The sequence below is a fragment of the Streptomyces sp. NBC_01481 genome (assembly GCF_026339995.1).
Lineage (GTDB): Bacteria > Actinomycetota > Actinomycetes > Streptomycetales > Streptomycetaceae > Streptomyces.
In genome coordinates this window covers 181,602-208,536 of the sequence record NZ_JAPEPT010000006.1, presented here as the reverse complement: position 1 = coordinate 208,536, position 26,935 = coordinate 181,602, and the positions used below count along the sequence as shown (strand labels likewise).

Annotated in this window: 26 protein-coding genes; 15 read left to right on the top strand and 11 right to left on the bottom strand. The window is 69.4% G+C overall.

The window, feature by feature from the left end:
• Positions 1–105 precede the first annotated feature (105 nt).
• The 4 genes from OOK40_RS30755 to OOK40_RS30740 all read left to right on the top strand — a co-directional run bounded on the left by OOK40_RS30755 (position 106) and on the right by OOK40_RS30740 (position 4,722).
• The gene (locus tag OOK40_RS30755; RefSeq protein ID WP_266488069.1) at positions 106–1,071 is read left to right on the top strand and encodes an ROK family protein; all 966 of its coding nucleotides are present in this window, start codon (positions 106–108) and stop codon (positions 1,069–1,071) included.
• Between the two features lie 396 nt (positions 1,072–1,467).
• Positions 1,468–2,763 (top strand): ABC transporter substrate-binding protein, encoded by a 1,296-nt coding sequence (locus tag OOK40_RS30750; protein ID WP_266488067.1) that lies wholly within the window; start codon positions 1,468–1,470, stop codon positions 2,761–2,763.
• A 130-nt stretch (positions 2,764–2,893) separates the two neighbouring features.
• Positions 2,894–3,802 (top strand): carbohydrate ABC transporter permease, encoded by a 909-nt coding sequence (locus OOK40_RS30745; RefSeq protein ID WP_266488065.1) that lies wholly within the window; start codon positions 2,894–2,896, stop codon positions 3,800–3,802.
• Complete coding sequence (locus tag OOK40_RS30740; protein ID WP_266488064.1) at positions 3,799–4,722, top strand: carbohydrate ABC transporter permease; 924 nt, start codon at positions 3,799–3,801, stop codon at positions 4,720–4,722. The genes OOK40_RS30745 and OOK40_RS30740 overlap by 4 nt, the downstream gene beginning before the upstream one ends.
• A gap of 203 nt (positions 4,723–4,925) precedes the next feature.
• Here OOK40_RS30740 and OOK40_RS30735 read toward each other — a convergent pair whose 3' ends face one another.
• Positions 4,926–5,102, bottom strand: a complete 177-nt coding sequence (locus tag OOK40_RS30735; RefSeq protein WP_266488063.1) for a hypothetical protein — start codon at positions 5,100–5,102, stop codon at positions 4,926–4,928.
• 242 nt (positions 5,103–5,344) lie between these two features.
• Between OOK40_RS30735 and OOK40_RS30730 the strand changes: the two genes are divergently transcribed.
• On the top strand, positions 5,345–6,376 hold the full coding sequence (locus OOK40_RS30730) for an NUDIX hydrolase (protein WP_266488061.1): 1,032 nt from the start codon (positions 5,345–5,347) through the stop codon (positions 6,374–6,376).
• 24 nt (positions 6,377–6,400) lie between these two features.
• Here OOK40_RS30730 and OOK40_RS30725 read toward each other — a convergent pair whose 3' ends face one another.
• Together OOK40_RS30725 and OOK40_RS30720 are read right to left on the bottom strand one after the other, a co-directional pair.
• Positions 6,401–7,117: an MBL fold metallo-hydrolase gene (locus tag OOK40_RS30725; RefSeq protein ID WP_266488059.1), complete on the bottom strand. Its 717-nt coding sequence runs from the start codon at positions 7,115–7,117 to the stop codon at positions 6,401–6,403.
• 171 nt (positions 7,118–7,288) lie between these two features.
• The gene (locus tag OOK40_RS30720; RefSeq protein WP_266488058.1) at positions 7,289–8,644 is read right to left on the bottom strand and encodes a dipeptidase; all 1,356 of its coding nucleotides are present in this window, start codon (positions 8,642–8,644) and stop codon (positions 7,289–7,291) included.
• Between the two features lie 142 nt (positions 8,645–8,786).
• On the opposite strand from OOK40_RS30720, the gene OOK40_RS30715 reads away from it, so the two are divergent.
• Entirely contained in the window at positions 8,787–10,040 is a 1,254-nt protein-coding gene (locus OOK40_RS30715) for a geranylgeranyl reductase family protein (protein WP_266488056.1), read from the top strand.
• Positions 10,041–10,247: 207 nt separating this feature from the next.
• On the opposite strand, the gene OOK40_RS30710 is transcribed toward OOK40_RS30715, so the two are convergent.
• Positions 10,248–10,697, bottom strand: a complete 450-nt coding sequence (locus OOK40_RS30710) for a nitroreductase family deazaflavin-dependent oxidoreductase (RefSeq protein ID WP_266488054.1) — start codon at positions 10,695–10,697, stop codon at positions 10,248–10,250.
• Between the two features lie 127 nt (positions 10,698–10,824).
• On the opposite strand from OOK40_RS30710, the gene OOK40_RS30705 reads away from it, so the two are divergent.
• The 3 genes from OOK40_RS30705 (at position 10,825) to OOK40_RS30695 (ending at position 13,524) form a co-directional block, all read left to right on the top strand.
• Entirely contained in the window at positions 10,825–11,526 is a 702-nt protein-coding gene (locus OOK40_RS30705) for a TetR/AcrR family transcriptional regulator (RefSeq protein ID WP_266488052.1), read from the top strand.
• A 100-nt stretch (positions 11,527–11,626) separates the two neighbouring features.
• Positions 11,627–12,862, top strand: coding sequence for a sensor histidine kinase (locus OOK40_RS30700; protein ID WP_266488051.1), 1,236 nt, complete (start codon positions 11,627–11,629; stop codon positions 12,860–12,862).
• Positions 12,859–13,524, top strand: coding sequence for a response regulator transcription factor (locus OOK40_RS30695; protein WP_266488049.1), 666 nt, complete (start codon positions 12,859–12,861; stop codon positions 13,522–13,524). Before OOK40_RS30700 ends, OOK40_RS30695 begins: the two co-directional genes overlap by 4 nt.
• Here OOK40_RS30695 and OOK40_RS30690 read toward each other — a convergent pair.
• Complete coding sequence (locus OOK40_RS30690; RefSeq protein WP_266488047.1) at positions 13,485–13,769, bottom strand: DUF6332 family protein; 285 nt, start codon at positions 13,767–13,769, stop codon at positions 13,485–13,487. The two genes, OOK40_RS30695 and OOK40_RS30690, sit on opposite strands and share 40 nt — an antisense overlap.
• Positions 13,770–13,844: 75 nt before the next feature.
• Entirely contained in the window at positions 13,845–15,323 is a 1,479-nt protein-coding gene (locus OOK40_RS30685) for an MFS transporter (protein WP_266488045.1), read from the bottom strand.
• 87 nt (positions 15,324–15,410) lie between these two features.
• Between OOK40_RS30685 and OOK40_RS30680 the strand changes: the two genes are divergently transcribed.
• Positions 15,411–15,809 carry a MarR family winged helix-turn-helix transcriptional regulator gene (locus OOK40_RS30680; protein WP_266488044.1) on the top strand — a complete coding sequence of 133 codons (399 nt, stop codon included), beginning with the start codon at positions 15,411–15,413 and terminating at the stop codon, positions 15,807–15,809.
• A gap of 18 nt (positions 15,810–15,827) precedes the next feature.
• Here the strand turns inward: OOK40_RS30680 and OOK40_RS30675 are convergent, their stop codons facing one another.
• Together OOK40_RS30675 and OOK40_RS30670 are read right to left on the bottom strand one after the other, a co-directional pair.
• Positions 15,828–16,571 carry a maleylpyruvate isomerase family mycothiol-dependent enzyme gene (locus OOK40_RS30675; protein WP_266488042.1) on the bottom strand — a complete coding sequence of 248 codons (744 nt, stop codon included), beginning with the start codon at positions 16,569–16,571 and terminating at the stop codon, positions 15,828–15,830.
• 167 nt (positions 16,572–16,738) lie between these two features.
• A complete protein-coding gene (locus tag OOK40_RS30670) occupies positions 16,739–17,971 on the bottom strand; it encodes an MFS transporter (protein WP_266488040.1) in 1,233 nt (410 codons plus the stop codon).
• Positions 17,972–18,047: 76 nt separating this feature from the next.
• On the opposite strand from OOK40_RS30670, the gene OOK40_RS30665 reads away from it, so the two are divergent.
• Together OOK40_RS30665 and OOK40_RS30660 are read left to right on the top strand one after the other, a co-directional pair.
• A complete protein-coding gene (locus tag OOK40_RS30665; RefSeq protein WP_266488037.1) occupies positions 18,048–19,262 on the top strand; it encodes an ROK family protein in 1,215 nt (404 codons plus the stop codon).
• Between the two features lie 160 nt (positions 19,263–19,422).
• A complete protein-coding gene (locus OOK40_RS30660) occupies positions 19,423–20,274 on the top strand; it encodes a YhjD/YihY/BrkB family envelope integrity protein (protein WP_266488035.1) in 852 nt (283 codons plus the stop codon).
• Between the two features lie 17 nt (positions 20,275–20,291).
• On the opposite strand, the gene OOK40_RS30655 is transcribed toward OOK40_RS30660, so the two are convergent.
• Both OOK40_RS30655 and OOK40_RS30650 read right to left on the bottom strand, forming a co-directional pair.
• The gene (locus tag OOK40_RS30655) at positions 20,292–20,846 is read right to left on the bottom strand and encodes a DUF4865 family protein (protein ID WP_266488032.1); all 555 of its coding nucleotides are present in this window, start codon (positions 20,844–20,846) and stop codon (positions 20,292–20,294) included.
• 568 nt (positions 20,847–21,414) lie between these two features.
• A complete protein-coding gene (locus tag OOK40_RS30650; RefSeq protein WP_266488030.1) occupies positions 21,415–22,629 on the bottom strand; it encodes a helix-turn-helix domain-containing protein in 1,215 nt (404 codons plus the stop codon).
• A gap of 462 nt (positions 22,630–23,091) precedes the next feature.
• Here OOK40_RS30650 and OOK40_RS30645 point away from each other — a divergent pair, with 462 nt between their 5' ends.
• Complete coding sequence (locus OOK40_RS30645; RefSeq protein WP_323136138.1) at positions 23,092–23,781, top strand: transposase; 690 nt, start codon at positions 23,092–23,094, stop codon at positions 23,779–23,781.
• Positions 23,782–23,855: 74 nt separating this feature from the next.
• Here OOK40_RS30645 and OOK40_RS30640 read toward each other — a convergent pair whose 3' ends face one another.
• Positions 23,856–24,311 carry a DUF6326 family protein gene (locus OOK40_RS30640; protein ID WP_217505176.1) on the bottom strand — a complete coding sequence of 152 codons (456 nt, stop codon included), beginning with the start codon at positions 24,309–24,311 and terminating at the stop codon, positions 23,856–23,858.
• A gap of 230 nt (positions 24,312–24,541) precedes the next feature.
• Here OOK40_RS30640 and OOK40_RS30635 point away from each other — a divergent pair, with 230 nt between their 5' ends.
• Positions 24,542–25,687 carry a sensor histidine kinase gene (locus tag OOK40_RS30635; RefSeq protein ID WP_266488023.1) on the top strand — a complete coding sequence of 382 codons (1,146 nt, stop codon included), beginning with the start codon at positions 24,542–24,544 and terminating at the stop codon, positions 25,685–25,687.
• A complete protein-coding gene (locus OOK40_RS30630) occupies positions 25,684–26,331 on the top strand; it encodes a response regulator transcription factor (protein WP_266488021.1) in 648 nt (215 codons plus the stop codon). Before OOK40_RS30635 ends, OOK40_RS30630 begins: the two co-directional genes overlap by 4 nt.
• Positions 26,332–26,935 lie beyond the last annotated feature (604 nt).

The following is a 26,935-nucleotide window of genomic DNA, read 5'->3' as shown; positions in this document are numbered from 1 at the left end:
GCGAGGGTGTGGCGTCGAGCATAGGCCCTGGACAACGTTGTCAGGGGAATGGAGACTGTTACCGAACCCGCAGGTCCGACAGCTCCCATGGGGGATCCCACACCGATGCATACCGACCTCGTCGCCGCGCTCGACATCGGCGGCACCAAGATCGCCGGCGCGTTGGTGGACGGCAGCGGCACGATCCTGGTGCGGGCCCAGCGCCCGACTCCGGCCAAGGAGGACGGCGACACGGTGATGCGCGCGGTCGAGGCGGTCCTCGGTGAGCTCGCCGCATCCCCGCTCTGGGTGCGGGCCAGCGCCGTCGGCATCGGCAGTGCCGGACCCGTGGACGCATCCGCAGGCACGGTCAGCCCGGTCAACGTCCCCGGCTGGCGCGGGTTCCCCCTGGTCGCGCGGGTGCGCCGGGCCGTGGGCGGGCTCCCCGTGGAGCTGGTCGGGGACGGTGTCGCGATGACGGCGGCCGAGCACTGGCAGGGCGCGGCCCGCGGCTACGACAACGCCCTGTGCATGGTCGTCTCGACCGGCGTCGGCGGCGGACTCGTCCTCGGCGGCAAGCTCCACCCCGGCCCCACCGGCAACGCCGGGCACATCGGCCACATCAGTGTCGACCTCGACGGCGACCTCTGCCCCTGTGGCGCCCGCGGCTGCGTCGAGCGCCTCGCCAGCGGCCCGAACATCGCACGCCGGGCACTGGAGAACGGCTGGCGGCCCGGCCTCGACGGAGACACCTCGGCCGCCGCGGTGGCCGCCGCCGCCCGCGCGGGGAACCCGGTCGCCATCGCCTCCTTCGAGCGCGCGGCCCAGGCGCTCGCCGCTGGTATCGCCGCCACCGCGACTCTCGTGGAGATCGAGATCGCGGTGATCGGCGGGGGAGTGGCGGGCGCGGGCGAGGTGCTGTTCGCTCCGTTGCGCCGCTCGTTGCGCGACTACGCCGCGCTCTCCTTCGTTCAGCGCCTCACGGTGGCCCCGGCGCTGACGGGCACGGACGCCGGTCTGGTGGGTGCGGCGGCTGCCGCCTCGCTCGGCAGGCAGGGCGAGGCGGCAGCCGTCGTAAGCGGCCGGTCCTGAGACCGGCCGCTCAGCAGTGGCCAGTTGGCGTGGTCGGAATCGACGCACTTCCGGCCGTCGGTGACTACCGCGCCGCGGCCAGCGCTCCGACGACTCTGCGACGGGTACTGCGGGTGGGAAGGTGACGCATCGTTACGTTCCTCCGTACTCGCCCATTTTGGGACGGCTGGAGGTGCGTGTCCGTCGCGAGCGTTTACGGTAGGGCGTGTTGGAGTCTGTTGAAGAGAAGCGGTAACGGTTGTTCGATGTCTCGCCAAAACCCTTGACGACACCCCTTTCTGGGAGTGAGATCCAATCCTCGCGTTGGGTTGTGTTGGGTTGCACCCCGGAGGAGGGGACATGGCGCAGTCATCGTTCAACGGTCCTGCCGCGCCCGGGAGCGTGGCAGGACATCGGATGTCCCGGCGGAGCCTGCTGCGCGGTGCAGCGGTGGGTGCAGGTGCGATCGCGCTGCCCTCGCTGCTCGCTGCCTGCGACAGCGGCCCCGGCGGGGACGGCAAGACCATCAAGGTGGGGTCCAACTCGTCCGACCCTGTGCCGAAGAAGGCGTTCGCCGACGCGTTCGCCGCGTACGCGGAGCAGTCGAAGGACGGACGGAAGGTCAAGGTCAACACCGTTGACCACAACACCTTCCAGGAGAACATCAACCGCTATCTGCAGGGCAAGCCGGACTCCGTGTTCATGTGGTTCGCGGGCTACCGCATGCAGTTCTTCGCCAAGAAGGGCCTGCTGCACGACATCAGCGACAACTGGGCGGGCTACCAGGGCTTCTCGGCCGCGCTGAAGGCCCAGTCGACGGGCGAGGACGGCAAGCAGTACCTCACCCCGTACTACTACTACCCCTGGGCCGTCTTCCACCGGAAGAGCGTCTTCCAGCAGTACGGCTACCAGGCCCCCAAGACCCTCGACGAGTACATAGCCCTCGCCAGGCAGATGCAGAAGGACAAGCTTGTCCCGATCGCGTTCTGCGACAAGGACGGCTGGCCCGCGATGGGCACCTTCGACTACATCAACATGCGCAGTAACGGATACGAGTTCCACAAGAACCTCATGGCGGGCAAGGAGGCGTGGACCGACAAGCGCGTCAAGGACGTCTTCGACACCTGGCGCAGCATCCTCCCGTACTGCCAGCCCGGAGCGAACGGCCGCACCTGGCAGGAGGCCGCGACCAGCCTGCAGAAGAAGGAAGCGGGCATGGCCGTCTTCGGACTCCCGCACCCCGGCGCCCAGTTCCCCAAGGGCGAGCAGGCCGACATCGACTTCTTCCCCTTCCCGGAGATCAACCCCGAGCACGGCCAGGACGCGGTCGAGGCTCCCATCGACGGCTTCCTGCTGGCGAAGAAGTCCAAGGAACTGAAGAACAGCAAGAGCATGGAGAGCGCCAAGGACCTGCTCAAGTGGCTGGCCACCGGCAAGGCGGAGGACATCTACCTCGCCAGTGACCCCAACAACATCGCCGTGAGCGACCAGGCCGACACCTCGAAGTACTCCCCGCTGCAGAAGAAGGCGGTCGACCTCGTCTCGGGCGCCAAGCAGATCTCGCAGTTCCTGGACCGCGACACGAGGCCCGACTTCTCGTCGACGGTGATGATTCCGGCCATCCAGACCTTCATCAACAAGCCGAAGGACGTGGATGGGTTGGTCAACAGCATCGAGAGGCAGAAGAAGACCATCTTCGCCGCCGAAGGCTGAACCGACACCGGCCGCAACCGACTTGGAGCCACCAGCCGTGCCGCTGCTGCACTCTTCCGGGGAACACGTCCCCGGCCCGGAACCCCAGGCCGCCGGGGGCACCCTGAAGGACTCCGGGGGGCGATCGGGCGTGAGCATCACAAGGCGCGCCGCACGGCGGGGTCCGCGGCGCTTCACCCGCCGCGACCGCGCCGTTCTCGGCGTGCTGCTGGGCATACCGATCCTGCTCGACCTGGCCATCGTGTGGGGACCGACCCTCGCCTCCGTCGTGCTCTCCTTCACCAGCTGGGACGGCATAGGAGACATCTCCTGGGTCGGTACGAAGAACTACGAGACCCTCTTCACCGACTATCCGCAGTTCTGGCCGGCGGCCCGCCACAACCTGCTCTGGCTGGCCTTCCTCGGACTGGTCGCCACCCCCTTCGGGCTGCTGCTGGCCGTCCTGATCGACAGGGGCGTGCGGTTCAGCCGCTTCTACCAGTCCACGCTGTACATGCCGGTGGTGCTCTCGCTCGCCGTCGTCGGCTTCATCGCCCAACTGGTCTTCTCCCGCGACCAGGGCGCGCTCAACGCGATCCTCGGGGACACCGAGAATCCCACCGACTGGCTCGGCGACCCCGACATCAACCTCTGGATGATCCTGCTGGCCGCTGCCTGGCGGCACACCGGCTATGTGATGATCCTCTACCTGGCCGGGCTCAAGGCCGTCGACCCCTCCCTGAAGGAAGCCGCCGCCATCGACGGGGCCAGTGAGGCACAGACCTTCTTCCGCGTCGTCTTCCCGACCCTGCGGCCCGTCAATGTCATCGTCGGCGTCATCACCGTCATCGAAGCGCTGCGCGCCTTCGACATCGTCTACGCGGTCAACAAGGGCAGAAACGGCCTGGAGCTGCTCTCCGTACTCGTCACCGACAACATCATCGGCGAGGCCAGCCGGATCGGATTCGGCTCCGCCATCGCCGTCGTCCTGCTGCTCGTCTCCATGGGATTCGTCGTGACGTACCTGGTCCAGGAGATCCGTGGGGAGAAGAACCGATGACGCTCGACACCGCCCCGGCGCCCGCTGCCGCCCGGCCCGCCCCGCCCGCGCAGCCCCGAAAGCGCCTCCTGCGCCCCGGACGGCTGGGCCTGCACGCCTTCTTGATGACCGTCTCGCTGGCCTTCCTCGCGCCGCTGCTGCTCGCGGTCTACGCCTCGCTCAGGCCGTACGGCGAGACCTCCGAGCGCGGGTACTTCTCGCTGCCGAAGAAGCTCTCCTTCGACTACTACCAGCAGGCCTTCAGCGACTCGGGGATGACGAAGTACTTCGTCAACACCCTCATCATCGCCGTGCCGGGGGTGCTTCTCGCGCTGTTCTTCGCCTCGTTCGTCGCCTTCGCCGTGGCGCGGCTGAAGATGCGCGGCTCGATCCTGCTCCTGATGCTGTTCACCGCGGGCAATCTGCTGCCCCAGCAGGTGATCGTCACTCCGTTGTACGTCATGTTCAACCGCATCCCGCTGCCCTACTGGATGTCCGACTCGATGACGATGTTCGACTCGTACTGGGCCGTCATCTCCGTCCAGGTCGGGTTCCAGATCGGCTTCTGCGTCTTCGTGCTCGCCAACTTCATGCGCACGCTGCCGCAGGAGATCCTGGAGGCGGCGATCGTGGACGGCGCGAGCGTGTGGACGCAGTACTGGCGCATCACCCTGCCGCTGTGCCGACCGGCCCTCGCGGCGCTCGGTACGCTCCAGTTCACCTGGATGTACAACGACTTCCTGTGGGCGCTCGTCTTCATCTCCGACGGCGACAAGCTCCCCGTCACCTCGGCGCTCAACAATCTCCGCGGCCAGTTCTTCACCGACTACAACCTGCTCGCCGCGGGCTCGGTGATCGTCGCGCTGCCGACGCTGCTGGTCTTCCTGCTGCTGCAGCGGCACTTCATCGCCGGGCTCACGCTCGGCTCAACCAAGGGCTGATCCGAGGAGGCCCCCGTCCCCGTCCGGGCGGGGGCCGGGCCCTAGGGGGTGTCTTTTGGATCAGGCCGGATCAGTGAGCGGGGTCTGGTGCGTGCGATCGCAAGGCGGAGGAAGGAGCCGACGCGGAGCGTCGGCGACTGACGACAACGCAGCGACCGTGCGTGCCAGGGCACGCGAGCCCGGCAAGATCCGAAAGACACCCCCTAGGTGACCGCGTCCGCGGGCTGCTGCGGCACGACGACCAGGAACGCATCCGATTCCAGGTCCATCACGACCTCCGCCGCCAGGCCCTCGTCCCGGCGTGCGCGTGCGAACTCCTCGGCCGGCCAGCTCCCGCGCGGGCCCCCGGCGGGAAACCTCTCCAACACCGTACGGCGCATCCCGCACCCCCTTGTCTCTCCCGCTCCAACGACGCTTCACACGCCCGTGTCACGGTCCGGCGAAGCCGTCTGTTCGTAGGGTGAGACGCACCAGGTTCCCGCACGGTGGTGGTGAACCGGCAACAGCACGGCCACAGTTGGATCCGCGACGCCGACCACGATCAACCGGCGGGTTCCCGACACGGGTTTTCGTGGCAGGGTGTTGCGGGCAATCCACTGTGGGCTACGGAAGAGGGGGAACCGTGATTGTCTGGATCAACGGTGCGTTCGGAGCGGGCAAGACCAGTACCGCGCGCGAACTGATCGATCTGATCCCGAACAGCACGCTGTACGACCCCGAACTCATCGGCGGCCAGCTGCGCCATCTGCTGCCGCAGAAGCGCCTGGCCGAGGTGAGCGACTACCAGGATCTGCCGATCTGGCGGCGCCTCGTGGTGGACACGGCGGCGGCGCTGCTCAGCGAGCTCGGCGGGGTGCTGGTCGTGCCGATGACTCTGCTGCGCCAGGAGTACCGCGACGAGATCTTCGGCGGTCTCGCCTCCCGCCGCATTCCGGTACGGCATGTGCTGCTTCGACCGGATGAAACGATCCTGCGCGAACGGATCGCCACCCGCGAGGAGCCGGACATCCCGGATGCCGACCAGCGCGTGAGGCAATGGGCGTACGACCACATCGAGCCGTACCTCGCCGCCCTCGACTGGATCGGGGGCGACGCGCACGTCATCGACACCAGCCGGCTCGACCCCCTTCAGACGGCGCGGCGCATAGCCACGGCGGTACGCAGCGGGGACGCCGCGGTCTGCGAGATCGTGCAGACCCCCGAGCCGACCGCCGAAACACTGGCCGCCGGAGTACTGCTCTTCGACGAGGAGGACCGGGTGCTCCTCGTCGACCCCACCTACAAGCCCGGCTGGGAGTTCCCGGGCGGAGTGGTGGAGCGAGGCGAGCCACCCGCGCGCGGCGGGATGCGCGAGGTGACCGAGGAGCTGGGCATCGAACTCGCCCAGGTGCCCCGGCTGTTGGTGGTCGACTGGGAGGCGCCGCGGCCACCGGGCTTCGGCGGGCTGCGGCTGCTCTACGACGGCGGCCGGCTGGACAGCGGCGAGGCAGGGCGGGTGCTGCTGCCCGGATCGGAGCTGCGCGGCTGGCGGTTCGTCGCCGAGGAGGAGGCCGCCGAGCTGCTGCCGCCGACGCGCTACGAGCGGCTGCGCTGGGCGCTGAGGGCGCGGGAGCGGGGCTCCGCGCTCTACCTGGAGGCGGGCGTCCCGGTCTGACGGCCCGCCCCCGGCCGGCCCGGTCTACCCGTGGTCGCGCTCGAACGCCTCCCGCAGGCCCGCCGAGGCGTCGCGGGTCACCGGATCGCCGTGGCCGAAGCAGGCGACGTCCGCGTCGAGAGCGGCCAGCTTCCGAAACGACTCCACGGTGCGCGTACGGTCCTGGTTGAACACGCCCATCAGAACGCCGCCGTGCTCCGGTGCCGCGGCGACCGCGTCCCCGGTGAACAGGACGCCGTGCGCCGGGAGATGGAGACCAATGCTGCCCTCCGTGTGCCCGGGCACGGACACCACGCGCGCTCCGCCCCCGAAGTCGAGGAGTTCCCCGTCCTCCAACTCCCGTACGTCCGAGGGCAATACGGGCTCGTCCGACGGCGGCGGCAGCAGCTTCGCCACCTCCGCGAAGATCGGCCGCTCCCAGTCCTCGAACAGGGGCGGCGGACCCGGCTCGTCGCCCCGTACGAACGGCGCGTCCAGCCGGTGCGCCAGCACCGGCGCACCGCTCAGCGCCGCGAACTCGCCCGCCCCGCCCGCATGATCCTCGTGGAAGTGCGTCAGCACGATCCGCCGCACGTCCCGGGGGTGCAGTCCGAGCCCCCTCACGGCGTCCGCGATGAGCGGACCGGCGCCGATCGTGCCCGCGTCGATCAGCGTCAACTCGTCCCCGTCGCGCCATAGATAGGCCTGGCCGACAGGGAAGCGCAGCAGGTGCAGCTCGGAAAGAACCTTGATGACATCCATGCGCCCCACCGTAGAAAGGCCCCCGACGCAAGGCGAGGGCCCGTCACTGTGGGCGTACGGCTTCAGCTTCGCGCGTACGTTCTCTGCTCTGCGCGTACGTTCTCTGCTCTGCGCGTGCGGCTTCGGCTCTACGCGTATGCCTTCGGCTCTACCCCTACGCGCGCTCGACGGTCAGCTCGCGGCGTAGTTCTGCAGGAACAGCGCCTCCGCCACGGACAGCCGCTCCAGTTCCTCGGGGGAGACCGACTCGTTCACCGCGTGGATCTGGGCCTCCGGCTCGCTCAGACCGATGAGCAGGATCTCCGCCTCGGGGTAGAGCGCGGCGAGCGTGTTGCACAGCGGGATCGAGCCGCCCATGCCGGAGGCCTGCATCTCCTCGCCCGGGTAGGCGACACGCATCGCGTCGGCCATCGAGGTGTACGCGGGGCTCGTGACGTCCGCCTGGAAGGCCTGGCCCTGGCCCACCTGCTCCAGCGAGACCCGGGCGTTCCACGGCGTGTGCTTCTCGATGTGGGCGAAGAGCAGCTTGGTCGCCTCGGCCGCGTCCTGGCCGGGCGGCACGCGCAGGCTGATCTGGGCCCGGGCGCTCGCCGGAATGGAGGGGGTCGCGCCCGCCACGGGGTGGCAGTCGATGCCGATCACCGTGACGGCGGGGCGCGCCCAGATACGGTCGGCGACCGTGCCGTTGCCGGTCAGACCGACACCGGCGAGGACCTTGGCGTCCTTGCGGAACTCGTCCTCCGGGTACTGCAGTCCGTCCCACTGGGCCTGCGCGGGGAGCCCGTCGATCACCGTCGAACCGTCCGCGGCACGCAATGAGTCCAGTACGCGGATGAGCGCGGCCAGCGCGTCGGGCGCGGCGCCGCCGAACTGGCCCGAGTGCAGATTGCCTTCAAGGGTGTCGATCTGGACGCGGATCATCGTCATCCCGCGCAGCGTCGCCGTCACCGTCGGCAGACCCACCCGGAAGTTCCCGGTGTCGCCGATCACGATCGCGTCGGCCGTCAGCAGCTCGGGGTGCGCCTCGGCGTACTGCTCCAGGCCGCCCGTGCCCTGCTCCTCCGATCCCTCGACGATCACCTTCACATTGATGGGGACACCGCCGTTCGCCTTGAGGGCGCGCAGCGCGAGCAGATGCATGATGAAGCCGCCCTTGCAGTCGGCGGCACCGCGCCCGTACCAGCGGCCGTCGCGCTCGGTCAGGTCGAAGGGCGGGCTCACCCAGGCGGCCTCGTCCAGCTTCGGCTGGACGTCGTAGTGCGCGTAGAGGAGCACGGTCCGCGCACCCTCCGGGCCGGGCAGCAGCCCGTACACCGACTGCGAGCCGTCAGGGGTGTCGAGCAGCTCGACGTCCTGGAAACCCTCGGCGCGCAGCGCATCGGCGACCCAGTTCGCGGCGGCCTCGCACTCGCTCCTCGGTGCCACGGCCTCGTCCGCCACCGACTGGAAGGCCACCAGTTCCGTCAGCTCCGCCTTGGCGCGGGGCATCAGGGACGCAATGGTCTCGGCGATCGGATCGGCGGTCATGGGCACGCTCCTTGTGGGTGCGACGTTGTGAGATATGTGTACGGCGAATGTGTGGTTGATCCTCCCACGGGCAGGAAGTGACCGCGCCGTAGGATGCCGTCGAGAGCATGATCACGCCTCGGATGGGGAGCAGAAGCACATCGTGAGCAGCGAGAACGCAGACGCCGTGGGTGAGCACGACGAGCCGGGGCACGACCAGCCGGTGTGGGACGTCGTCGTGGTCGGCGCCGGGCCCGCCGGGGCCTCGGCCGCCTACGCCGCGGCGGTGGCCGGCCGTCAGGTGCTCCTGCTGGAGAAGTCCGAACTGCCCCGCTACAAAACCTGCGGCGGAGGGATCATCGGCCCCTCGCGCGACAGTCTGCCGCCGGGCTTCGAGCTGCCGCTGCTCGACCGGGTGCACGCCGTCACCTTCTCGCTGAACGGCAGGTTGACGCGTACGCGCCGCTCCAAGCGGATGCTCTTCGGGCTCATCAACAGGCCGGAGTTCGACGCCGGTCTTGTCGAGCAGGCGCAGAAGGCGGGAGCCGTGCTGCGTACGGGCGCGACCGTCTCCCGGGTCGAGCAGCACGGACCCGCCGTGCCGGACCGGCGCACGGTCGCCGTGGTGCTTGCCGACGGCGAGACCGTGCTTGCCCGCGCCGTCGTCGGCGCCGACGGCAGCGCCAGCCGGATAGGCGCACATGTCGGGGTGAAGCTCGACCAGGTCGACCTGGGCCTGGAGGCCGAGATCCCGGTACCGGCGACCGTGGCCGAGGACTGGGCGGGGCGCGTGCTCATCGACTGGGGGCCGATGCCGGGCAGTTACGGCTGGGTGTTCCCCAAGGGGCGGACCCTGACGGTCGGTGTGATCTCGGCCCGGGGCGAGGGCGCGGCGACCAAGCGCTATCTGGAGGACTTCATCGCACGGCTGGGGCTCGCCGGGTTCGAGCCCGCCATCTCCTCCGGACATCTGACCCGGTGCCGCAGCGACGACTCGCCGCTGTCGCGCGGGCGGGTGCTGGTGTGCGGGGACGCGGCCGGTCTCCTTGAGCCGTGGACCCGGGAGGGGATCTCGTTCGCGCTGCGGTCGGGACGGCTCGCGGGGGAGTGGGCGGTACGGATCTCGGAGGCCCATGACGCTGTGGACGCGAGGCGTCAGGCGCTGAACTACGCGTTCGCGATCAAGGCCGGTCTTGGCGTGGAGATGGGCGTCGGGCGGCGGATGCTGGCGATCTTCGAGCGCCGTCCGGGGCTTTTCCATGCGGCGATCACCGGTCTGCGGCCCGCGTGGCGGGCGTTCGCGGACATCACGCGTGGATCGACGACGCTGGCGGGGCTGGTGCGGACGCACGCGGTGGCGCGGCGGGCACTGGAAGCGCTCGACCGCCGCGCGGAGCCGAGCGAACCGTCGGCCTGAGCGGCCGGGGCGCGGACTTGCTCCGGGAGGGCGTCTCGCCAGTCGCTTCGGCTTGCGCGCCGGGCGTCTCGCCGCTCGCCGTGACCTGCGCGTCGGGCGCCTGGTCGGTCGCTGTGCCTTGCGCGTCGGGCGCATGGTCGGTCGCTTCGGCTGCCGCGTCGGTCGTCTCTCCGGTCGCCGTGACTTGCGCGTCGGCCGCCTCGGCGGTCACTTCGACACGGTGATCCGGAAGACAGGGTGCTTGTGCGCCGCGGCGAGGAGTTCCTCGTCCGTGGACTTGGCGTTGACGTCACCGAAGAAGCGTCCGACCTCCCAGCCCCAGCGCTCCAGGTAGGTGCGCAGCAGCGCGGGCTTCTCCTCGTCGGGCAGCTCGACCGCCGTGAACTGCTGGGTCTTGCGGCCGACTTGGAGCTGTCCGCCGCCGGCCGCCCGCAGATTGCGGACCCACTGGGAGTGGCCACGGGCGGAGATCAGATACGGGCCGCCCTCGTAGGGGAGCGGGTTGACCGGGATGCGCCGCCATTCGCCGCTGGTGCGGCCGCGTACGGAGAGCTCGGCGGTGCCCATGAGGCTGATGCCGTGGCGGGCGAGCCAGGCGACAGCGCCGTTGAGCATGTTGTCGAAGCGGCCGGGCTTGATGTAGTGCACCTGCGACATCGTGGACTCCTATAGTTGAGAGAGCAGTGCTCTCGCTTAAGAGCAGTGTGCACTGGATTGGTGATCCAAAGCAAGAGCAGTGCTCTCATTGTTGGTCACTGCTCCGAAACATGAAAGACTGCGAGCCATGACCACCATCCGAGGTGCCAGGGAACGAGCCCGAGTCGAAGTCACCGCAGCGATCAAGGACGAGGCCCGCAGACAGCTCGCCGCAGAGGGTGCCTCCAAGCTCTCCCTGCGCGCCGTCGCCCGCGAACTGGGCATGGTCTCCTCCGCCCTCTACCGCTACTTCCCCAGCCGCGACGACCTGCTGACCGCCCTCATCGTCGACGCCTACGACGCCGTCGGCGCAGCGGCCGAGACCGCACTGGCCGACGCCCCCGACCCCCAGGATCACCCGGCCCGCTGGGTCGCGCTGTGCTCGGCCGTCCGCGCCTGGGCCCTTGCCCACCCCCATGAGTACGCGCTGATCTACGGCTCCCCGGTCCCCGGCTACTCCGCCCCCATGGACACCGTCGGACCCGCCTCCCGCGTCGGACTCGCGATGATCTCGATCGCCCGTGACGCCCACCGCGCGAACGGCATTGCGCTGCCCCCGCTCGCCGAGGAGCTGCGCCCTGAAGCCCACCGCCTCACCGCCACCGTCGCGCCCGATCTGCCGCCGGCCGTCGTGGTGGCCCTGGTGAGCGCCTGGCCGCAGCTGTTCGGGCTGATCTCCTTCGAGCTCTTCGGCCAGTTCAACCGTGTCGTCGAGCACAGGGACGACTTCTTTGTCCATGCTGTGGCCCGCCTCGCGCACGAGGTCGGTCTGCGGGGTGTGCGGCCCTGAGGCAGGTCGCGTACTGCACGTCGCGTACTGCACAGGGAGTACGTGTGATCGCCACGCCGGGCTGACGCCCGGGCCGCCCGGCCCGGTCTAGCGTGGCCGTATGGATGAGCAGCGCACCCGCTTCTGCGGTGGTCCCCCCTGGGCGCGAGGTGGCGGACCACCGCCGCCGTTGCGTCGCTGGGAAGCCCGGCGCAGCACCGGCAAGGTGCCCTGGCTCTCGACGATCGCCCTGGCCGTGTTCGCGATGGTGGGGTCGAGCTTCGCCGCGCACGGCCAGCCGGACCGTGAACCGATCGACGCCTTCGCGCACGTGCTGCTGCTGGCCGGTCCGGCCATTCTGCTGCTGCGCAACCGCCGGCCCGTCGCCTCCGTATTCGGCGTCTGCGCGATCGCGCTCATCTACATCGGCGCCGGCTACCCCTACGGCCCGGTCTTCCTCAGCGTCGCCGTCGGCGCTTTCGCGGCCGTCATCTCCGGGCACCGTCGTGCCGCCTGGTGGGCCGTCGGCGGGCTCGGGGCAGGACATCTGCTGATCGCGCACTGGCTGTACGAGTATCTGCCACCGAGCAATGACGACGCGGCGCCGTGGGGGCAGGAACTGGTCGTCCTCGCCTGGGTGGTGGCGGTCCTCGCGGCCTCGGAGCTCGTCCGCGTACGGCGTGAGGTGTGGGCCCGTGAGGGCGCCGAGCGCGCCGCCGCCGAGAAGCGCCGCGCCGACGAGGAGCGCCTGCGGATCGCCCGTGAACTCCACGACGTCCTCGCCCACTCCATCTCGGTCATCAACGTGCAGGCGGGCGTGGGCCTCGCGCTGCTCGACACCAATCCGGAGCAGGCCCGTACCGCGCTCACCACCATCAAGGCGGCCAGCAAGGAGGCGCTGGGCGAGGTGCGCCAGGTCCTCGACACGCTCCGTACGCCGGGCGACGCCCCGCGGGCGCCCGCGCCCGGACTCGACCGGCTCCCCGAACTCGTCGAACAGGCCGCCGGCGCCGGACTGAGCGTGGAGATCGAGACGGAGGGGGAGCGCACCGCGCTGTCGCCCGGCACCGATCTCGCCGCCTTCCGTATCGTCCAGGAGGCCCTTACCAATGTCGTACGCCACTCGGGATCACGCACCGCGCGCGTGCGGATCGCGTACGCGCCGGGCCGGCTCGGTCTGCGGATCGACGACGACGGCCCGGCCACCCGTTCGGACGTGGGCGGCAGTGGCAACGGCCTCATCGGAATGCGGGAGCGGGCCGCCGCACTGGGTGGCACGATCGAGGCGGGACCACGGCCGGACGGTGGCTTCCGGGTGCTGGCCGACCTCCCTGTGCAGCCGAAGGAGACGATGTGATCCGCGTACTGCTCGCCGACGACCAGCTGCTCGTGAGGGCAGGCTTCCGCGCGCTGCTCGATGCCCAGCAGGACATCGAGGTGGCGGGCGAGGCGGCCGACGGCGAGGAGGCGGTGAGGCTGGTGCGTGAACTGCGCCCCGACGTCGTGCTGATGGACATCCGGATGCCGGAGCTCGACGGTCTCGCCGCCACTCGGAAAATCACCGAGGACGAGCAGCTCGGGGAGGTGAAGGTGGTGATGCTGACCACCTTCGAGCTCGACGAGTACGTCTTCGATGCGATCCGCTCCGGAGCCTCGGGCTTCCTGGTGAAGGACACGGAGCCCGAGGAACTGTTGCGTGCGGTACGGGCGGTGGTGCAGGGCGACGCTCTGCTCTCCCCGGGCGTGACGCGTCGTCTCATCGCGGAGTTCGCGGCTCGTTCCAAGGCACCCACGGACGCCGAGGTTCTCGGCGAACTCACCGAACGGGAGCGGGAGGTGATGGCCCTCGTCGGCATCGGCCTCTCGAACGAGGAGATCGCCCGCAGACTCGTGGTCAGCCCGCTCACCGCCAAGACGCATGTGAGCCGCACGATGGTCAAGCTCGGCGCCCGCGACCGGGCACAACTGGTCGTGCTGGCCTACGAGTCGGGGTTGGTGCGCCCGGGCTGGCTCGGCTGACGGGTTTTGCCCGGCCCGCCGGGAAAGCGCCACAGGACGTGCACGACGCGTACGACGAAGACGGCCAGGCCGGCCACGGCGGCCGCGAGGACGAGTCGGCGCTCGGTGTCGGACGACATCGGGATCACTATCATCGGTCCGGCGATCGCCAGGAACGTCAGTCCGCCCACCAGGAACCCGGTGACGACAGCAAAGCCGATCTCCACCGTGATCGCGTCCCGCTCCGCCTGTGTCCGTCGCCCCATGCACGGAGTGTCACAGGGCGGCGGCCGACGGGCAAGAACTCCCGTCGGCCGCCGCCCTCTTGAGCACGGTCCCGGTCAGTCGCCGACCGTCACCCGCTCTAGCTCCGTCTCCGGTACGGACTTCGCCACCAGGACGGTCGGTCCGCTGCGGCGCGTACGAAGACCGGTCACCGTGATCAGCAGCCCGGCCGCCGCGATCGCGGTCACCACCACCAGGCCCGGCCGGAAACTGTCGAGCACCGCCTGCGCGGAGCGGTCCGTGCCACCGCCCGCCGTGATCACCGCGGTGACAACGGCAAGGAAGATCGCCCCGCCGACCTGGATCGAGGTGTTCAGCAGGCCGGAGACCATGCCCTGCTCGTGGTCCTCCACGCCGCTGGTGGCCTGGATGTTGAGCGAGGGGAAGACCAGGGCGCAGGCCGCGCCGAGCAGCAGCATCGAGGGCAGGATCACGGCCGCGTAGGTCGGTGTGAGGTCGATCTGGAGGAACAGCGCGTACGCGACGACCAGCAGGCTGAAGCCGGCGGCGATCACACGCGGCGTTCCGAACCGGTCCACGACCGAGCCGATCTTCGTCGAGGAGAGTGCTACCAGGGCGCCTGCCGGAAGGAAGGCGAGTGCCGTCTGGAGCGCCGACCAGCCCAGCAGGGACTGCATGTACTGCGTGACGAGGAACTGGAATCCGACGTACGAGCCGAAGAAGAAGGCCGCGCCGAGGTTGGCCCGGATCTGGCTGCCCGAGCGCAGCACGCCCAGCCGGATCAGCGGGTGCGAGCTGCGCCGTTCGATGATGACGAAGGTGGTGAGCAGCAGGGCCACGGCAAGGAAGGACAGCAGGGTGCGTGCCGACGCCCAGCCCGCTTCGGGGGCCTGGACGACGGTGAAGACGAGCAGCAGCATCGAGGCCGTGCCGGTGACGGCGCCCGGCAGGTCGTATCCCTTTCCGGAGTCTTCGCGGCTGCTCTTCGGGATCAGCTTGATGCCGGCCAGCAGCGCGATCAGGGCGATGGGCGCGGGCAGCAGCATCGTCAGGCGCCAGCTCACCTCGGTGAGCAGCCCGGACAGCACCAGGCCCATGGAGAAGCCGGTTGCCGCGCAGGTGGTGTAGATGGCCAGCGCGCGGTTGCGCTGTGGGCCTTCCTTGAAGGTTGTCGTGATGATGGAGAGTCCGGCGGGCGCGGTGAACGCGGCGCTCAGGCCTTTGATGAAGCGGCTGGCGATGAGCAGCGGCCCGGAGTCGACGAGCCCGCCGAGGAGCGAGGCCAGCGCGAAGACGGCGAGCGCGATCAGGAACACCCGGCGCCGGCCGAGCAGGTCGGCGGCGCGGCCGCCGAGGAGCAGCAGGCCGCCGTATCCGAGGATGTAGCCGCTGACGATCCACTGCAGGGTCGAGGTGGAGAGATCGAGATCGGTCCCGATCGAGGGCAGGGCGACGCCGACCATCGATACGTCGAGGGCGTCGAGGAACATCGCCGCGCAGAGCACGAGCAGAGTGCCCCAGAGTCGCGGGCTCCAGCGCTCCTGCGCTACGGGGACGGTGAGCGGAGAGGTCATGAGCAGGACAGTACATGCGCATGCATTGAATGCAAATGCATTTAATTCCGATGCAACAAAGTCCGTCTTTTCTGCTACCGTGCCGTCATGGCGGCGAAGAAGTCCGAGCGAGCGCTCGTGGACGAGTGGCGGGAGGTCCTCGCGCTGCATGCCCGTACGATCTGCGAGCTCGACCGCGAGCTGCACCGGCACGGGCTCGGCGCCAGCGACTTCGAGGTCCTCGATGTGCTCGCCGAGAAGACCGGGGACGGCGACTGCTCGTTCCGGGTGCAGGAGCTCGCGTCCCGGGTCCATCTGAGCCAGAGCGCCCTGTCACGGTTGGTCGCGCGGCTGGAGAAGGACGGCCTCGTCACCCGCGGGATGTGCAGCGAGGACCGGCGCGGTGTGCGGGTCGCACTCACGGAGGCGGGCCGGGCCCGGCACACCGAGGTGCAGCCGCTGCAGCGTGCCGTGCTCTCCCGGATGCTGGCGAACCCGACAGCCTGATCCGGTCAACGGCAGGCCCTAGGACCAGGTGACCGCGGACATCTCACGCCACAGCTGGGCGAGGTCCGCCTCGCCCGCGACGGACACGGCGGACAGTGGCAGCCGGTTCCACAGCGTCAGATAGAGCTGCTCGGCGATACCACTCAACTCGCAGTCCGCGGGCCCCTCTTCGCTGGGCTCCGTACGGGGCACGTCGGTGGACACCCATACGGTCCACACATCATCCGTGTCGACCGGCCGTACGCGAAGTGAGCGCGGGGCCTCGGAGCGCACTGGGCTGCGGGAGCGGCCGTGAAAGCCGGTCAGCAGCTCGGCGATGCCGTCGGCGGCGAACTCGGCGGCCACGGGGCTCGGTGTGCCGCCCAGCGCCGACTCGGCGTCCGTGCGATGGATCGCCGTCTCGTGCGCCTGCCGCCGGGCCCAGAAGGCGAGCGGCGACGGCGCGGGCAGGAAGGTCCAGCACCGCAGGTCCGCGGGCGCCTCGCTCAGCGCCGCCACCAGCAGCCCGTGTCCCTCCCGGAACCACTCCACCAGCGCCTCGCCGTCGAGGTCGGACCGTTCCTCGGCAGGGTGGTAATCGGTATGGCCCTCGGTGATGAAGGCGGTCGCCCAGCGGTGGACCATCCCGACGTGCCGCAGCAGGTCCCGCACCTGCCAGCCGGGACAGGTCGGCACCATCGCGTCGGGGCCCGCCTCGACGGCAGCCGCCGCCAGCAACTGGCCGTCGTGGACAAGGAACTTGATCAGCCGGGCGGTCTCCATGCTCCAGATTGTGCCACCGCGCTCACGCTCCCTGGGGGTGCGCGGGGTGCGGGTGTCCCCGGAGCAGTCGTACGAACAGTCCGAGCGCGAGCGACTGGATCAGCACGGAGACCACCAGCGCGGTGCAGAGGTACGGCGCGGCCCCGGAAACCGCGTCCCCGGCGTACTCAGCGGCCCTGGGGTACGGACATCCTTCGTGCCGAGTACCCGATCAGGGCCGCGCCACCGGCGAGAGCGGCCACGGTCGTCAGCGCCACGGGCAGCGAGAACCAGTCGGCGAGGAAGCCGATCGCGGGCGGGCCGAGCAGCATCCCGCCGTAGCCCAGCGTCGACGCGGCCGCGACGCCGCCGGGTCCCGCGAGTGCGCCCGCCCTGGCCACGGCCACCGGGAAGATGTTCGCGAGTCCCAGCCCGGTCACCGCGAAGCCGAGCAGAGCGAGCCACACGGTGGGTGCCAGGGCGCCGAGCAGCATGCCGGCAGCCGCCGTGGTGCCGCCCGCGACCAGCGTGCGGGTCTGGCCGAGCCGTTCCAGCAGGGCCGTCCCCGAGAGCCGGCCGGCGGTCATGGCGAGCGCGAAGAGCGAGTATCCGGCGGCGGCGATGCCCGCGTGGGCGTGCAGGTCCTGTTCGAGGTGGAGCGCGCCCCAGTCGGCCATCGCCCCTTCTCCGTACGCCGTGCAGAGCGCGATCACGCCGAAGACGACGACGATCCGGCGCGTACGCCCCTTGAGCCTGCGCGGTGCCGGGTCCTTCCCCGGGCCCTTCGCCGTGTGCTCGGTGACCGGCGCCGGGTGGCGCAGGAGCACGGGTCCTGCGGCGGCGGTGACCAGCAGGCCGATCGCCGTGAGGGCGATGAGATGCGCGGTGGGGGAAAGCCCGCCCGCGACGAGTCCGCCGAGACCCGCGCCGATCATGCCGCCGAGGCTGAATGCCGCATGGAAGCTGGGCATCACCGGCCGCCGCATGGCCGCGACCAGATCGACCGCCGCGCTGTTCATCGCGACATTGACCCCGCCGTACGCGGCCCCGAAGACGAGCAGCACCAGGCCCAGCGCGAGCGGCGAATGCGTCAGCGGCGGGAGGGCGATGCTCAGCGACATCAGGGCACCGCTGACGACGGTCACCGGATGGCTGCCGTAGCGGCGGCAGAGCCGACCGGTCAGCGTCATCGTCACCACCGCACCCGCCGAGACACCGAGCAGGGCGAGCCCCAGATCGCTCGCCGACGACCCGGTCTGTTCCTTGATCGCGGGGATGCGGACGACCCAGCCGGCGAAGAGGAAGCCGTCGAGGGCGAAGAACACGGTCAGCGCGGTACGGAGGCGGGACAGGGAGGGCGAGGCGATGGGTGCGCCGGGCCTCCCGGGAACGGCCGTCCTTGGTTTGTTTAGTAGCGGCACAAAGTCAGGATAGGGGCCGGAGGCCGATCCGGACAAGGCGGCTGCTCAGCCTCCGGATCATGGGAGACTCGCATCCATGAACGGCAAGGCGACAACCATCAAAACGAGGCTGGAGAGGGGCCGCGGCGCCCTCGGCCCCGCGCTGGAACTGGTTCATACGGGCCGCGCCCCCACCCGCGCCGTCCTCACCGCCGAGCTCGGCGTCACCCGCGCCACCGCCGGCGCCGTCGCCGCGGAACTCGAAGCCCTCGGGCTGATCCGGGTCGACTCCCGGCCCGGCGCCGCCGCAGGATCCCAAGGCCGCCCCTCGCACCGGCTCGCCGTCAACGACGCGGGCCCGGTCGTCCTCGCCGCCCAGGTGCACGCCGACGGATTCCGCGCCGCGCTCGTCGCACTCGGCGGCCGCACCGTCGCCACCGCGCCCGGCTGCGTCACCGTCTCCGAGGACCCCGCCCAAGTGCTCGGCGAGGTCGTCGACGCGGGCGCGGCGCTGCTCCGCGCGAGCGGCCGCAGATGCGTGGGCGCGGGCCTCGCCGTGCCCTCCGCGGTCGCCGAACCGGAAGGCACCGCGCTCAATCCGCTCCACCTCGCCTGGCCCGCCGGGGCACCCGTCCGCGACATCTTCGCCGAGCGGGTCCGCGCGGCGGGCATCCAGGGACCCGCGTTCACCGGCAACGATGTCAACCTCGCGGCGCTCGCCGAACACCGCCACGGCGCGGGCCGCGGCGCCCAGCATCTGCTCTGCGTCGCCACCGGCCACCGCGGCGTCGGCGGGGCCCTGGTGCTCGACGGCCGTCTCCACACCGGCAGTTCGGGCCTCGCTCTCGAAGTCGGCCACCTCACCGTCAACCCGGAGGGACGCCCCTGCCACTGCGGCAGCCGCGGCTGCCTCGACGTCGAGGCCGACCCGCTCGCCTTCCTCATCGCCGCGGGACGCGACCCCGGCCCCGAGGTCTCACTGCTCCAGCAGTGCCTCCGGCTGCTGCGTACGGAGTACGACGACCCGGCCGTACGCAACGCGGCCGAGGAACTCATCGACCGCCTCGGCCTCGGGCTCGCCGGTCTGGTCAACATCCTCAACCCCGACCGCATCATCCTCGGCGGGCTGCACCGCGATCTGCTCGAGGCCGACCCCGAGCGGCTGCGCGCCGTGGTCGCCGACCGCAGTCTGTGGGGGCGCAGCGGCGGGGTGCCGATCCTGGCCTGCACGCTGGATCACAACAGCCTGGTCGGAGCCGCCGAGTTGGCCTGGCAGCCGGTTCTCGACGACCCGCTCGCCGCGCTCGGCTGATCGCCGAGGGGGTCCTGAGGTATGTGTACACGGTACGGAGGACGTCGGGGTACACGACCTGGCCCGGCCGGATCGGCAGCCAGTCGGCGGCACGGGCGGGAACACCCGACCGGGGGCACGATGGAAGCGTGGCGACGCACTTCCGGGTAGTCGAGGACCTATGACCCACAAGCCCTCCGGCGCGGCTTCCCACGCGCACCGGCTCCACGACCTGGGCCGCAGGATTGCTGCGTCACCGGTTGGGCTGGCCTGGAACCGCGGCCGCGAGATGGAGCTGATGCACCGTGCCATGGGCTTCGCCGCACTGGGCTTTCTGACGCTGGTTCCGCTGCTCGTCGTCGTCGCGGCGGCCGATCCGGCGAGCGGACAGGGCTTCGCCCGCTGGCTGGGCCAGGCACTGGGGGTGTCCGAAGCCTCCCAGGACGAGGTGCAGCGGCTGTTCGGCCTGCCGGGCGCGACGCTGCAGCGCACGACCGCCTTCGGTCTCGCCGCGCTCACCGTCTTCGGTCTGACCTTCGGCGCTGCCGTACAGACGGGCTACGAGAAGGTCTGGGACCTGCCGACCGCCCGCTGGCACACCATGTGGCGGCACGTCGTCTGGCTCGCCCTGCTGATCTTCGCCCTCCTGGCCTTCGTCAACACACCCCTGTCGGCCCAATCGGTCGCGGTCACGATATTCAACGCCGTGGGTGACCTCATCGGCACCATCCTGTTCTTCTGGGTCTCGCAGCGCGTGCTGCTCGGCGGCCGGGTCCGCTGGCGCGCCCTGCTCCCCGGGTCTGTGGCCACGGCCGTGGGCATGCTGGGTCTGCGGGTCTTCTCACAGCTGGTCTTCTCGCCGCTGATCGCGTCGAACGCCGTCACCTACGGTCCGTTCGGGACCGTGCTCGTCATCCAGTCCTGGCTCGTCGGCGCCGGATTCGTCGTCTACGGCGGAGCGCTTGTGGGACGCCTCTTCCACGAGGAGCGCGTACGGCGGCGGCTGGAACGCGAGTTCGCAGGTCCCGTCTAGGACTGTTCGGACGAGGCTCACCAGTGCCGTCCGCGAGGCAGCTCAGCACGCTGCGGGGCCGACAGATGCAGCACCTGGAAGGGATCGCCGACCTCCTTGGGCGCGTCCTCGGCCCACAGCGCGAAGTACACCAGCTCCCAGTGCCGGGGATCGATGCCGACGGCGACCGCCACCGCGCCGTCCGCGCTCGCGAGACGACGATGCTCTTCCAGCGCCCGCTCCACGGCCGCGGCGGGCGGGTCGTACTCCGGCAGGCGTACCCGACGGCGTGTCGCGGTCCGCGGCACGGCACCGGACGCGGGTCCCTCTTCGTATGCCAGCCCCGTCCAGTGCTGGACGACCGGACGTCCGAAGCCGTTGACGATGCCCTGGAACCCCGGTCCCCACAGGAAGCCGTTCATGCCTTCGGGCGCGGCCCACAGATAGAACGGCGCGTACTGGTTCACCGGGGAGCCGTCGGCGCGCTCGCGCATCAGATACGCCTTGAGCCCCAGCCCCGGGAAGTCGTCCAGGAGATGCCCCCTTGTCGCGACCCGCTCACGGATGATCCCCATGTCGTAGTCGGCCGGCACCCAGCCCCGTCGGGGTGGAGTTGGGGCAGCGTGCGGGAACGGGGCCTACTCGGTGCGGGTCACTCGGGCATGGTCGACGTACTCCCGCCGGAACAGGTCGTGCCCTGTCCGGCCAGCGTGGGCAAGGGCCCAATCCTGAGCGTCGTCGGCATCATCCCGGGATCCGCTGGCCTCACCGCACCCATGCGCCACGCACGTGATCAGCGCGATGAGTCCGCCGTCTGGTACGTGGCTGATCACGTGGTCGACGTACCGCAGTACGGAGCGGGTCACCGGTGCCTCCCGTGGGGATGCCGCTGGATCTCCACGGCCAGATCAGTGGCGTGCGACGGGTCGTAGGCGGGAGACCCGGCCTCCATCGCTTGGCCCCACTGTCCTGCCAGCGCTCGGCAGACGTCGCAGCCGGGCACGGGAATGGGCTTCCCCTGGGAGGGCTCCGTTAACTGGACTGCCGCTGTCATGGTCGTACTGCGCGCCATCGCTTGCACCCTCCGCCGTGTCTCGGATGCGCTGAGGATCTCGCCATGCCGCGAGGGACTACAGGGACGGAACGGCCTACTTTCGCGGCCTAGTTGGCGATGCCCAGGAACTCAGCCAGGCGGCGCAATCCCGGGGGCCTGGAGGGGCCCGACCACAGATCGCTGACTACGGCCACAGCGAGGGTGTGATGACGCATCCACGCTGGGGCAATCTGACACAGCCTCTCCAGCGCACGGACAGCGCCCTCAGCATTCCCCAGGTCCGTATGAGCGCGCGCTACGTCCAGGAGGAGCCATGTCCGCCAAGAAGGAGGCGTGTCAGCACTCAGTCGCAATCCTTGGGCAAGGCTCAGCGCCTCCTCGGGGCGAGCGTGCTGGACAGCGAGGCGGACGCGCTCAATGCGCACTGACGACCGGCTGAATACCGAGACCATCTTGCTGTCCGCCGGAGCGGGCAGCGTGGCCAGACGGCGCGTCGCATTCTCCGCCGTCGTCATGAGCTCATTCGCCTGGTCGTAATCCCCGCTTCGGGCGTAGCTGGTCGCTGCCGACATGAGCAACCCACCCCAGACACGGACTCCCTCCGCCGTGTCGGCGTGATCCCGCTCGACACCATCAGCGGCGTGCACGGCAAGGCGTTCCGCGTCGTCCAATCGGTTCTGCCGCTGGTAGTTCCAGGCCACCGAGTTGGAGACCATGGGAGTCAGCAGTGGGTCGGACGACTGCTCCGCTGCGTTCATGGCGCGTTCCAGCGCTGACAGCGCCAGGTCCGTCTTGCCTAAACGGATGGCCAGGTGTCCGGCGAGTTGCAACGCCTTGCCCAACGCTGCCTGGCCCGCCTCCCTTTCGCCGACAGTGCCCACAGCAGCCGACAGGCGAGCGTCAGAGATGATGCCGGGCAGCACCTCCATGAGGCGGCCGAAATCGGCATCGTGGTACAGCGTCCACCCATCCGCGATCTCCCGGCGGAGGATGCCCAGCGACAGGCGTTCAGCGCTGTTGGGCTCCGGCGGAGGAGCGAACAGGGGCGGCATGATCGCGCGCCGGACAGCGACCAACGCGGGAGGCTCAGGGTCGCCATTGGACGGAACACCCGGCGGGTCTCCCAGCAGTGCCGTCAGCTCCACACCGAGCCCTTTGGACAGCGCGTGAAGGGTGGGCAGTCGGGCGCTGTGCTTGCGCCGTTGCTCAAGCTTGCGGATCACGTCGACGGACACGCCAGATCGCTCGGCGAGACCATCCTGAGTGAGGTCAGCCAGTCGGCGAAGGCGGGCAAGTTTGTCGCCCAGGTGCTCAGCGGCCATGCCCTGAGCGTACGCCGGGGAAGCTGGACCGGACACGGCGAAAGCCGCGCTCTCAACCGAGCATGAGCCCCAGTCATTGCATCTGACGATTAGTCAGAAGCTGGCGCGCCCCGATCCAAGCTCCCGACGCTGTCAGTCAGGTTCCGTGCCCTCGGACTATGGACGCATCCTCCGTCATTGCCCTGGTTGCCCTGGCGATCTCCGTCCCATCGGCGGCCGTGACCTTCATCTACAGCCACAGGCAGACAGCCGCCGCAGCGAGGGCGAACGCACTCACAGAGCGCGCCCAGCGCGAACAGGTGCAGCCTTACGTGATCGCAGACATCAGATCTCGTATTCCCGGATCCATGCTGCTGGTTTTCCTTATCGAGAACATCGGGCCGACGCTGGCACGCGATGTACAACTAACCATCGATCCACCCCTACAAACCACACAAGGCGCGGAGAGAGACGCCATACTGAATAGCTCAGATCTGGTACGGCGCGCACCAGACCCGCAGCCACGCCGCCGTGGACGGCTTCGACATCCTGCCGCGCTTCGCCGGAGTGCTCATCCGCGATGACTGGCACGGCTACCACAAATACAGCGACCCCACCCGTGGCGGGAAGGTCACCCAGGTGCAACTGTGCTGCGCTCACCTGCTGCGCGACCTCAAGGCCGTGTGGGAGTCCGACCCCGAACATCAGGCGTGGGCCGAGCAGATGCGCCAGACCTTGAAGAAGGCACGACGCACCGTCGACACCGCGATCACGCAGGGCGCGGCCGGCCTGTCCACGACCACGAGCCAGAGCCTGCGGGATCTGTATCTCAACACCGCGCAGCAGGGCATCGACGCGAACACCCCCGGGACCGCCGGCCGCAGCCACGACGCCTACAAGCTGGCGAAACGGATGCGTGAGCGAGTCGATCAAGTCCTCAACTTCACCCTGGACTTCCACGTCGAGTGGACCAACAACCCAGCCGAGCAGGCGATCAGGATGGCCAAGCTCCAAGCCAAGATCAGCGGGAGCTGGCGCAGCATGCGAGGACTCACCGCGTTCTGCCGCGTCCGTTCCTACATCGCCACGGCCAAAGCCCACGGCGTCGAGGTCTTCACAGCCCTACGCAACGCCTTTCTGGGCGATCCCTGGAGCATCGCCACACCGGCATGACCATCAGGTCACCGCTGAATGGACCGTGCCCGCGGGTGGCGCGAGCGAAGGATGGTCGGGCGCGGGGCGGGCAGTCACGCCTGCTGCGGCCTGCGGAGTGGCTCGCTGTCGAGGCTGGCTGCCAGGGTCGCCGGTGATGCGATGCGGCGTGGCCAGGTCCAGGCGGAGCGCAGGATGAAGGCCAGGAGCAGCACCTCGAGTCCGATGGAGAGGCCGTAGAAGTAGAAGTAGGTCCAAGACTCCCCTACCGCGTTGAACATCGAGACGGGGATGTAGAGCGTTGCTACGACGAGGTTGATGGTGCGGTTGACACGGGCGGGCAGTGTCGCGGAGAGCAGGATCATGAGGATCGGGATGGCCATGAGCGTGAGCGCAATGGCGACAAAGGTTGGACCGATGTCGAACTCGTGGACGATGCCGGCCAGGATGTCGTCGACGAAGCCGGGCTTGTACAGGGCGAGGTAGTCGACGTAGATGTAGAGGAACATGAAGCTGGTCCATGCTGCTGCGAGCTTGGCCTGCACGGGCATGCGCAGATCTTCCAGCGTGCTCTGGGACGGCGGATTCTCTAGTGCGGTATGGGATTGAGGCGTTCTCATCACAATGCTCCCTGGCTTGATTGGGTGGGTGCTTCCACCTTCACGGATGCCGGCGGCGGGCACATCAGCCGCGGAGCCTGATTCGACCTGGCCGTTGGCACAGCCGAGCTCTTGTACTTTCGGCGGATACACCGAGCACGCGGGCCGCCTAGGCTGATCAGATGGCCACCAACGCACTCCGCTCGCTGTGGGCCGAACCTCGACCCACGAATGCCCCGGACCGGAGGCCGCGGGACTGGGCCTTGGTCGCAGTACTGATCTGCTGGTCCCTGCTGGAAGTGGTGCTTCGCCAGGACCTGGCGCCACGCCCGCTGCTGCTACTCGCGGTGCTCGCGGTCCTCGGCCCCCTGCTGTGGCGACGCACGCACCCGCTCGTCGCGGTTGCGGTCTCCTTCGGCACGTTGACAATCGTCGACATCGTCAGAATCCTCACCGGGTCGCAAGGCGCCCTGCTGAACAGCATCTCCGCGGCGCTGATCCTGGCCTACGCCCTGTTCCGGTGGGGCTCCGGTCGGGAAGCCGCAAGCGGCCTCGGCGTCATCCTGCTCTGGCTGGCCATCACCAACGTCGCCGACAAAACCAGCCTGGCGGATTCGGTCGCAGCATACGGGTTCTTCCTGTTCGCCGCCGCGCTCGGCGCCGCGATCCGCTATCACACGAAGATCCTCATCCGCGACATCGACCAAGCCAAGGCCCGCGAACGCGAACAGCTCGCTCGTGAACTCCACGACACCGTCGCCCACCACGTCTCGGGCATCGCCATCCAGGCCCAAGCAGGACGTGCCATCGCGGCCTCCCACCCCGAGCGTGCCATCGAGGCCCTGGCCATCATCGAGGACGCAGCGACCCGCACCCTCACCGAGCTGCGCGCCATCGTCGGCGTGCTCCGCGCCACACAGGACACCGAGTTCGCGCCGCAGCCCGGCGTGGCCGAGGTCGAGCAGCTCGCCACCGATGGCCAGACGCGTCCCTGCGTCGAGGTGACGCTATTCGGCGAGTTCGACGACCTCAGCCCGGCGGTCGGGGCCGCGATCTACCGCCTAGCCCAGGAGTCCATCACCAACGCTCGACGGCACGCCCGCCACGCGACCCAGGTCACCGTCGCCGTCACAGGCGACGCCGACCAGGTACGGCTGACCATCGACGACGACGGCTCCGCCGCTGGCGGCCGCGCCCCAGCAGGCTACGGCCTGGTGGGGATGCGGGAACGCGCCTCACTGCTCGGCGGCACCTTCCACGCAGGCCCCGCCGCCGAGCGGGGCTGGCGGGTAGAGGCGGTCCTGCCCCGAACCGGGACGCCACGATGAGCATCAGGGTCCTCATCGCCGACGACCAGCCCATCGTGCGCACCGGGCTGACGATGCTGCTCGACGCCCAACCCGACATCGAAGTGGTCGGCGCGGCCGCCGACGGGCGCGAGGCAATCCGCCTGGCGCTCCAGCTGCGCCCCGACGTCGGCCTGTTCGACATCCGAATGCCGCTGATGGACGGCATCGAAGCCACCCGACGCCTCGCCGGCCCCGACGTCACCGATCCCCTGCCGATCGTGGTCATCACCACCTTCGATCTCGACGAGTATGTCCACGGGGCGCTCAAAGCCGGCGCCCGCGGGTTCCTGCTCAAGGACGCCGGACCCGCCCTGCTGACCCAGGCCATCCACGCCGCCGCCGACGGAGACGCACTGATCGCACCCAGCGTGACTGTCCGACTGCTCGCAGCGTTCGCCCACGCACAGACCCCACCACCAAGGCAGCCGATAGAACCGCTCACCGCCCGCGAGGAGGAAGTCCTCGTGCCTGTAGCCCAAGGCCGCACCAACAATGAGATCGCCAACGAGCTCCATATCACCCCAAGCACCGTCAAAGCCCACCTCGCCAGCCTCATGCGAAAGCTCGGCGCCCGAAACCGCGTCGAGGTCGCCATGTGGGCCCACGAGACCGGCCGCATCTGACGCCGCAAAGGCTCCCGCCGCCGTTTGCCGCAACCCCCCACAGCGTCACAAAGCGGCTCGCGCGCATATCGACCAGCCTTGTAGTACGCCACTCCTCCGGTCCGTTGCTATTCGAGAGGCTCGGGCTGGAACACGCTGCAGGTTCGGGACCGTCTAGCATGGGGACACCGCCGGCGTCCCGTCAAAGAGGACGCTGGCATGGGAACTAGCTCCGTGGTGCGTGCCCCGCGCGTCCACCGGACTGTCGACGTAGCTCCTGCGAGACCAGCCGTCAAAGCAGCGGCTAGGCAGCTACCGGTTCGGGGGCAATACTCCGTAGGACGTGGGCTTGGATTCCAAGCGGGTCACCTGCTCGGGAATAGATGCCCTTTCGGCCATACTTTGCCGCGAGTAGTTTCCACATCAGCATTGGCTGTTCCGCATGGACAGTTACGGGCTCGGACTTCCTCCAGCCTCGACAGTTGCTTGAATAGTGACAACTTGCGTCGGTCGTCTATCAAACCCAAATGTGCGCCGCGCATGATAAGAGCCTGAATAGAAACGGTCGAGCCTTGGCGAAAAGCTATGGCTTTAAGGTCTGTAATGGCGTGGGGAAGGGTTACTG

What these genes read in the sequence shown, in the direction of transcription:
- OOK40_RS30755 (WP_266488069.1), top strand. Translation starts at nt 106, where the DNA reads ATGCATACCGACCTCGTCGCCGCGCTCGACATCGGCGGCACCAAGATC.
- OOK40_RS30635 (WP_266488023.1), top strand. Translation starts at nt 24,542, where the DNA reads ATGGCCACCAACGCACTCCGCTCGCTGTGGGCCGAACCTCGACCCACG.
- OOK40_RS30685 (WP_266488045.1), bottom strand. Translation starts at nt 15,323, where the DNA reads ATGACCTCTCCGCTCACCGTCCCCGTAGCGCAGGAGCGCTGGAGCCCG.
- OOK40_RS30740 (WP_266488064.1), top strand. Translation starts at nt 3,799, where the DNA reads ATGACGCTCGACACCGCCCCGGCGCCCGCTGCCGCCCGGCCCGCCCCG.
- OOK40_RS30630 (WP_266488021.1), top strand. Translation starts at nt 25,684, where the DNA reads ATGAGCATCAGGGTCCTCATCGCCGACGACCAGCCCATCGTGCGCACC.
- OOK40_RS30690 (WP_266488047.1), bottom strand. Translation starts at nt 13,769, where the DNA reads ATGGGGCGACGGACACAGGCGGAGCGGGACGCGATCACGGTGGAGATC.
- OOK40_RS30705 (WP_266488052.1), top strand. Translation starts at nt 10,825, where the DNA reads ATGACCACCATCCGAGGTGCCAGGGAACGAGCCCGAGTCGAAGTCACC.
- OOK40_RS30700 (WP_266488051.1), top strand. Translation starts at nt 11,627, where the DNA reads ATGGATGAGCAGCGCACCCGCTTCTGCGGTGGTCCCCCCTGGGCGCGA.
- OOK40_RS30660 (WP_266488035.1), top strand. Translation starts at nt 19,423, where the DNA reads ATGACCCACAAGCCCTCCGGCGCGGCTTCCCACGCGCACCGGCTCCAC.
- OOK40_RS30650 (WP_266488030.1), bottom strand. Translation starts at nt 22,629, where the DNA reads ATGGCCGCTGAGCACCTGGGCGACAAACTTGCCCGCCTTCGCCGACTG.
- OOK40_RS30720 (WP_266488058.1), bottom strand. Translation starts at nt 8,644, where the DNA reads ATGACCGCCGATCCGATCGCCGAGACCATTGCGTCCCTGATGCCCCGC.
- OOK40_RS30665 (WP_266488037.1), top strand. Translation starts at nt 18,048, where the DNA reads ATGAACGGCAAGGCGACAACCATCAAAACGAGGCTGGAGAGGGGCCGC.
- OOK40_RS30640 (WP_217505176.1), bottom strand. Translation starts at nt 24,311, where the DNA reads ATGCCCGTGCAGGCCAAGCTCGCAGCAGCATGGACCAGCTTCATGTTC.
- OOK40_RS30710 (WP_266488054.1), bottom strand. Translation starts at nt 10,697, where the DNA reads ATGTCGCAGGTGCACTACATCAAGCCCGGCCGCTTCGACAACATGCTC.
- OOK40_RS30725 (WP_266488059.1), bottom strand. Translation starts at nt 7,117, where the DNA reads ATGGATGTCATCAAGGTTCTTTCCGAGCTGCACCTGCTGCGCTTCCCT.
- OOK40_RS30735 (WP_266488063.1), bottom strand. Translation starts at nt 5,102, where the DNA reads ATGCGCCGTACGGTGTTGGAGAGGTTTCCCGCCGGGGGCCCGCGCGGG.
- OOK40_RS30675 (WP_266488042.1), bottom strand. Translation starts at nt 16,571, where the DNA reads ATGGAGACCGCCCGGCTGATCAAGTTCCTTGTCCACGACGGCCAGTTG.
- OOK40_RS30680 (WP_266488044.1), top strand. Translation starts at nt 15,411, where the DNA reads ATGGCGGCGAAGAAGTCCGAGCGAGCGCTCGTGGACGAGTGGCGGGAG.
- OOK40_RS30750 (WP_266488067.1), top strand. Translation starts at nt 1,468, where the DNA reads ATGTCCCGGCGGAGCCTGCTGCGCGGTGCAGCGGTGGGTGCAGGTGCG.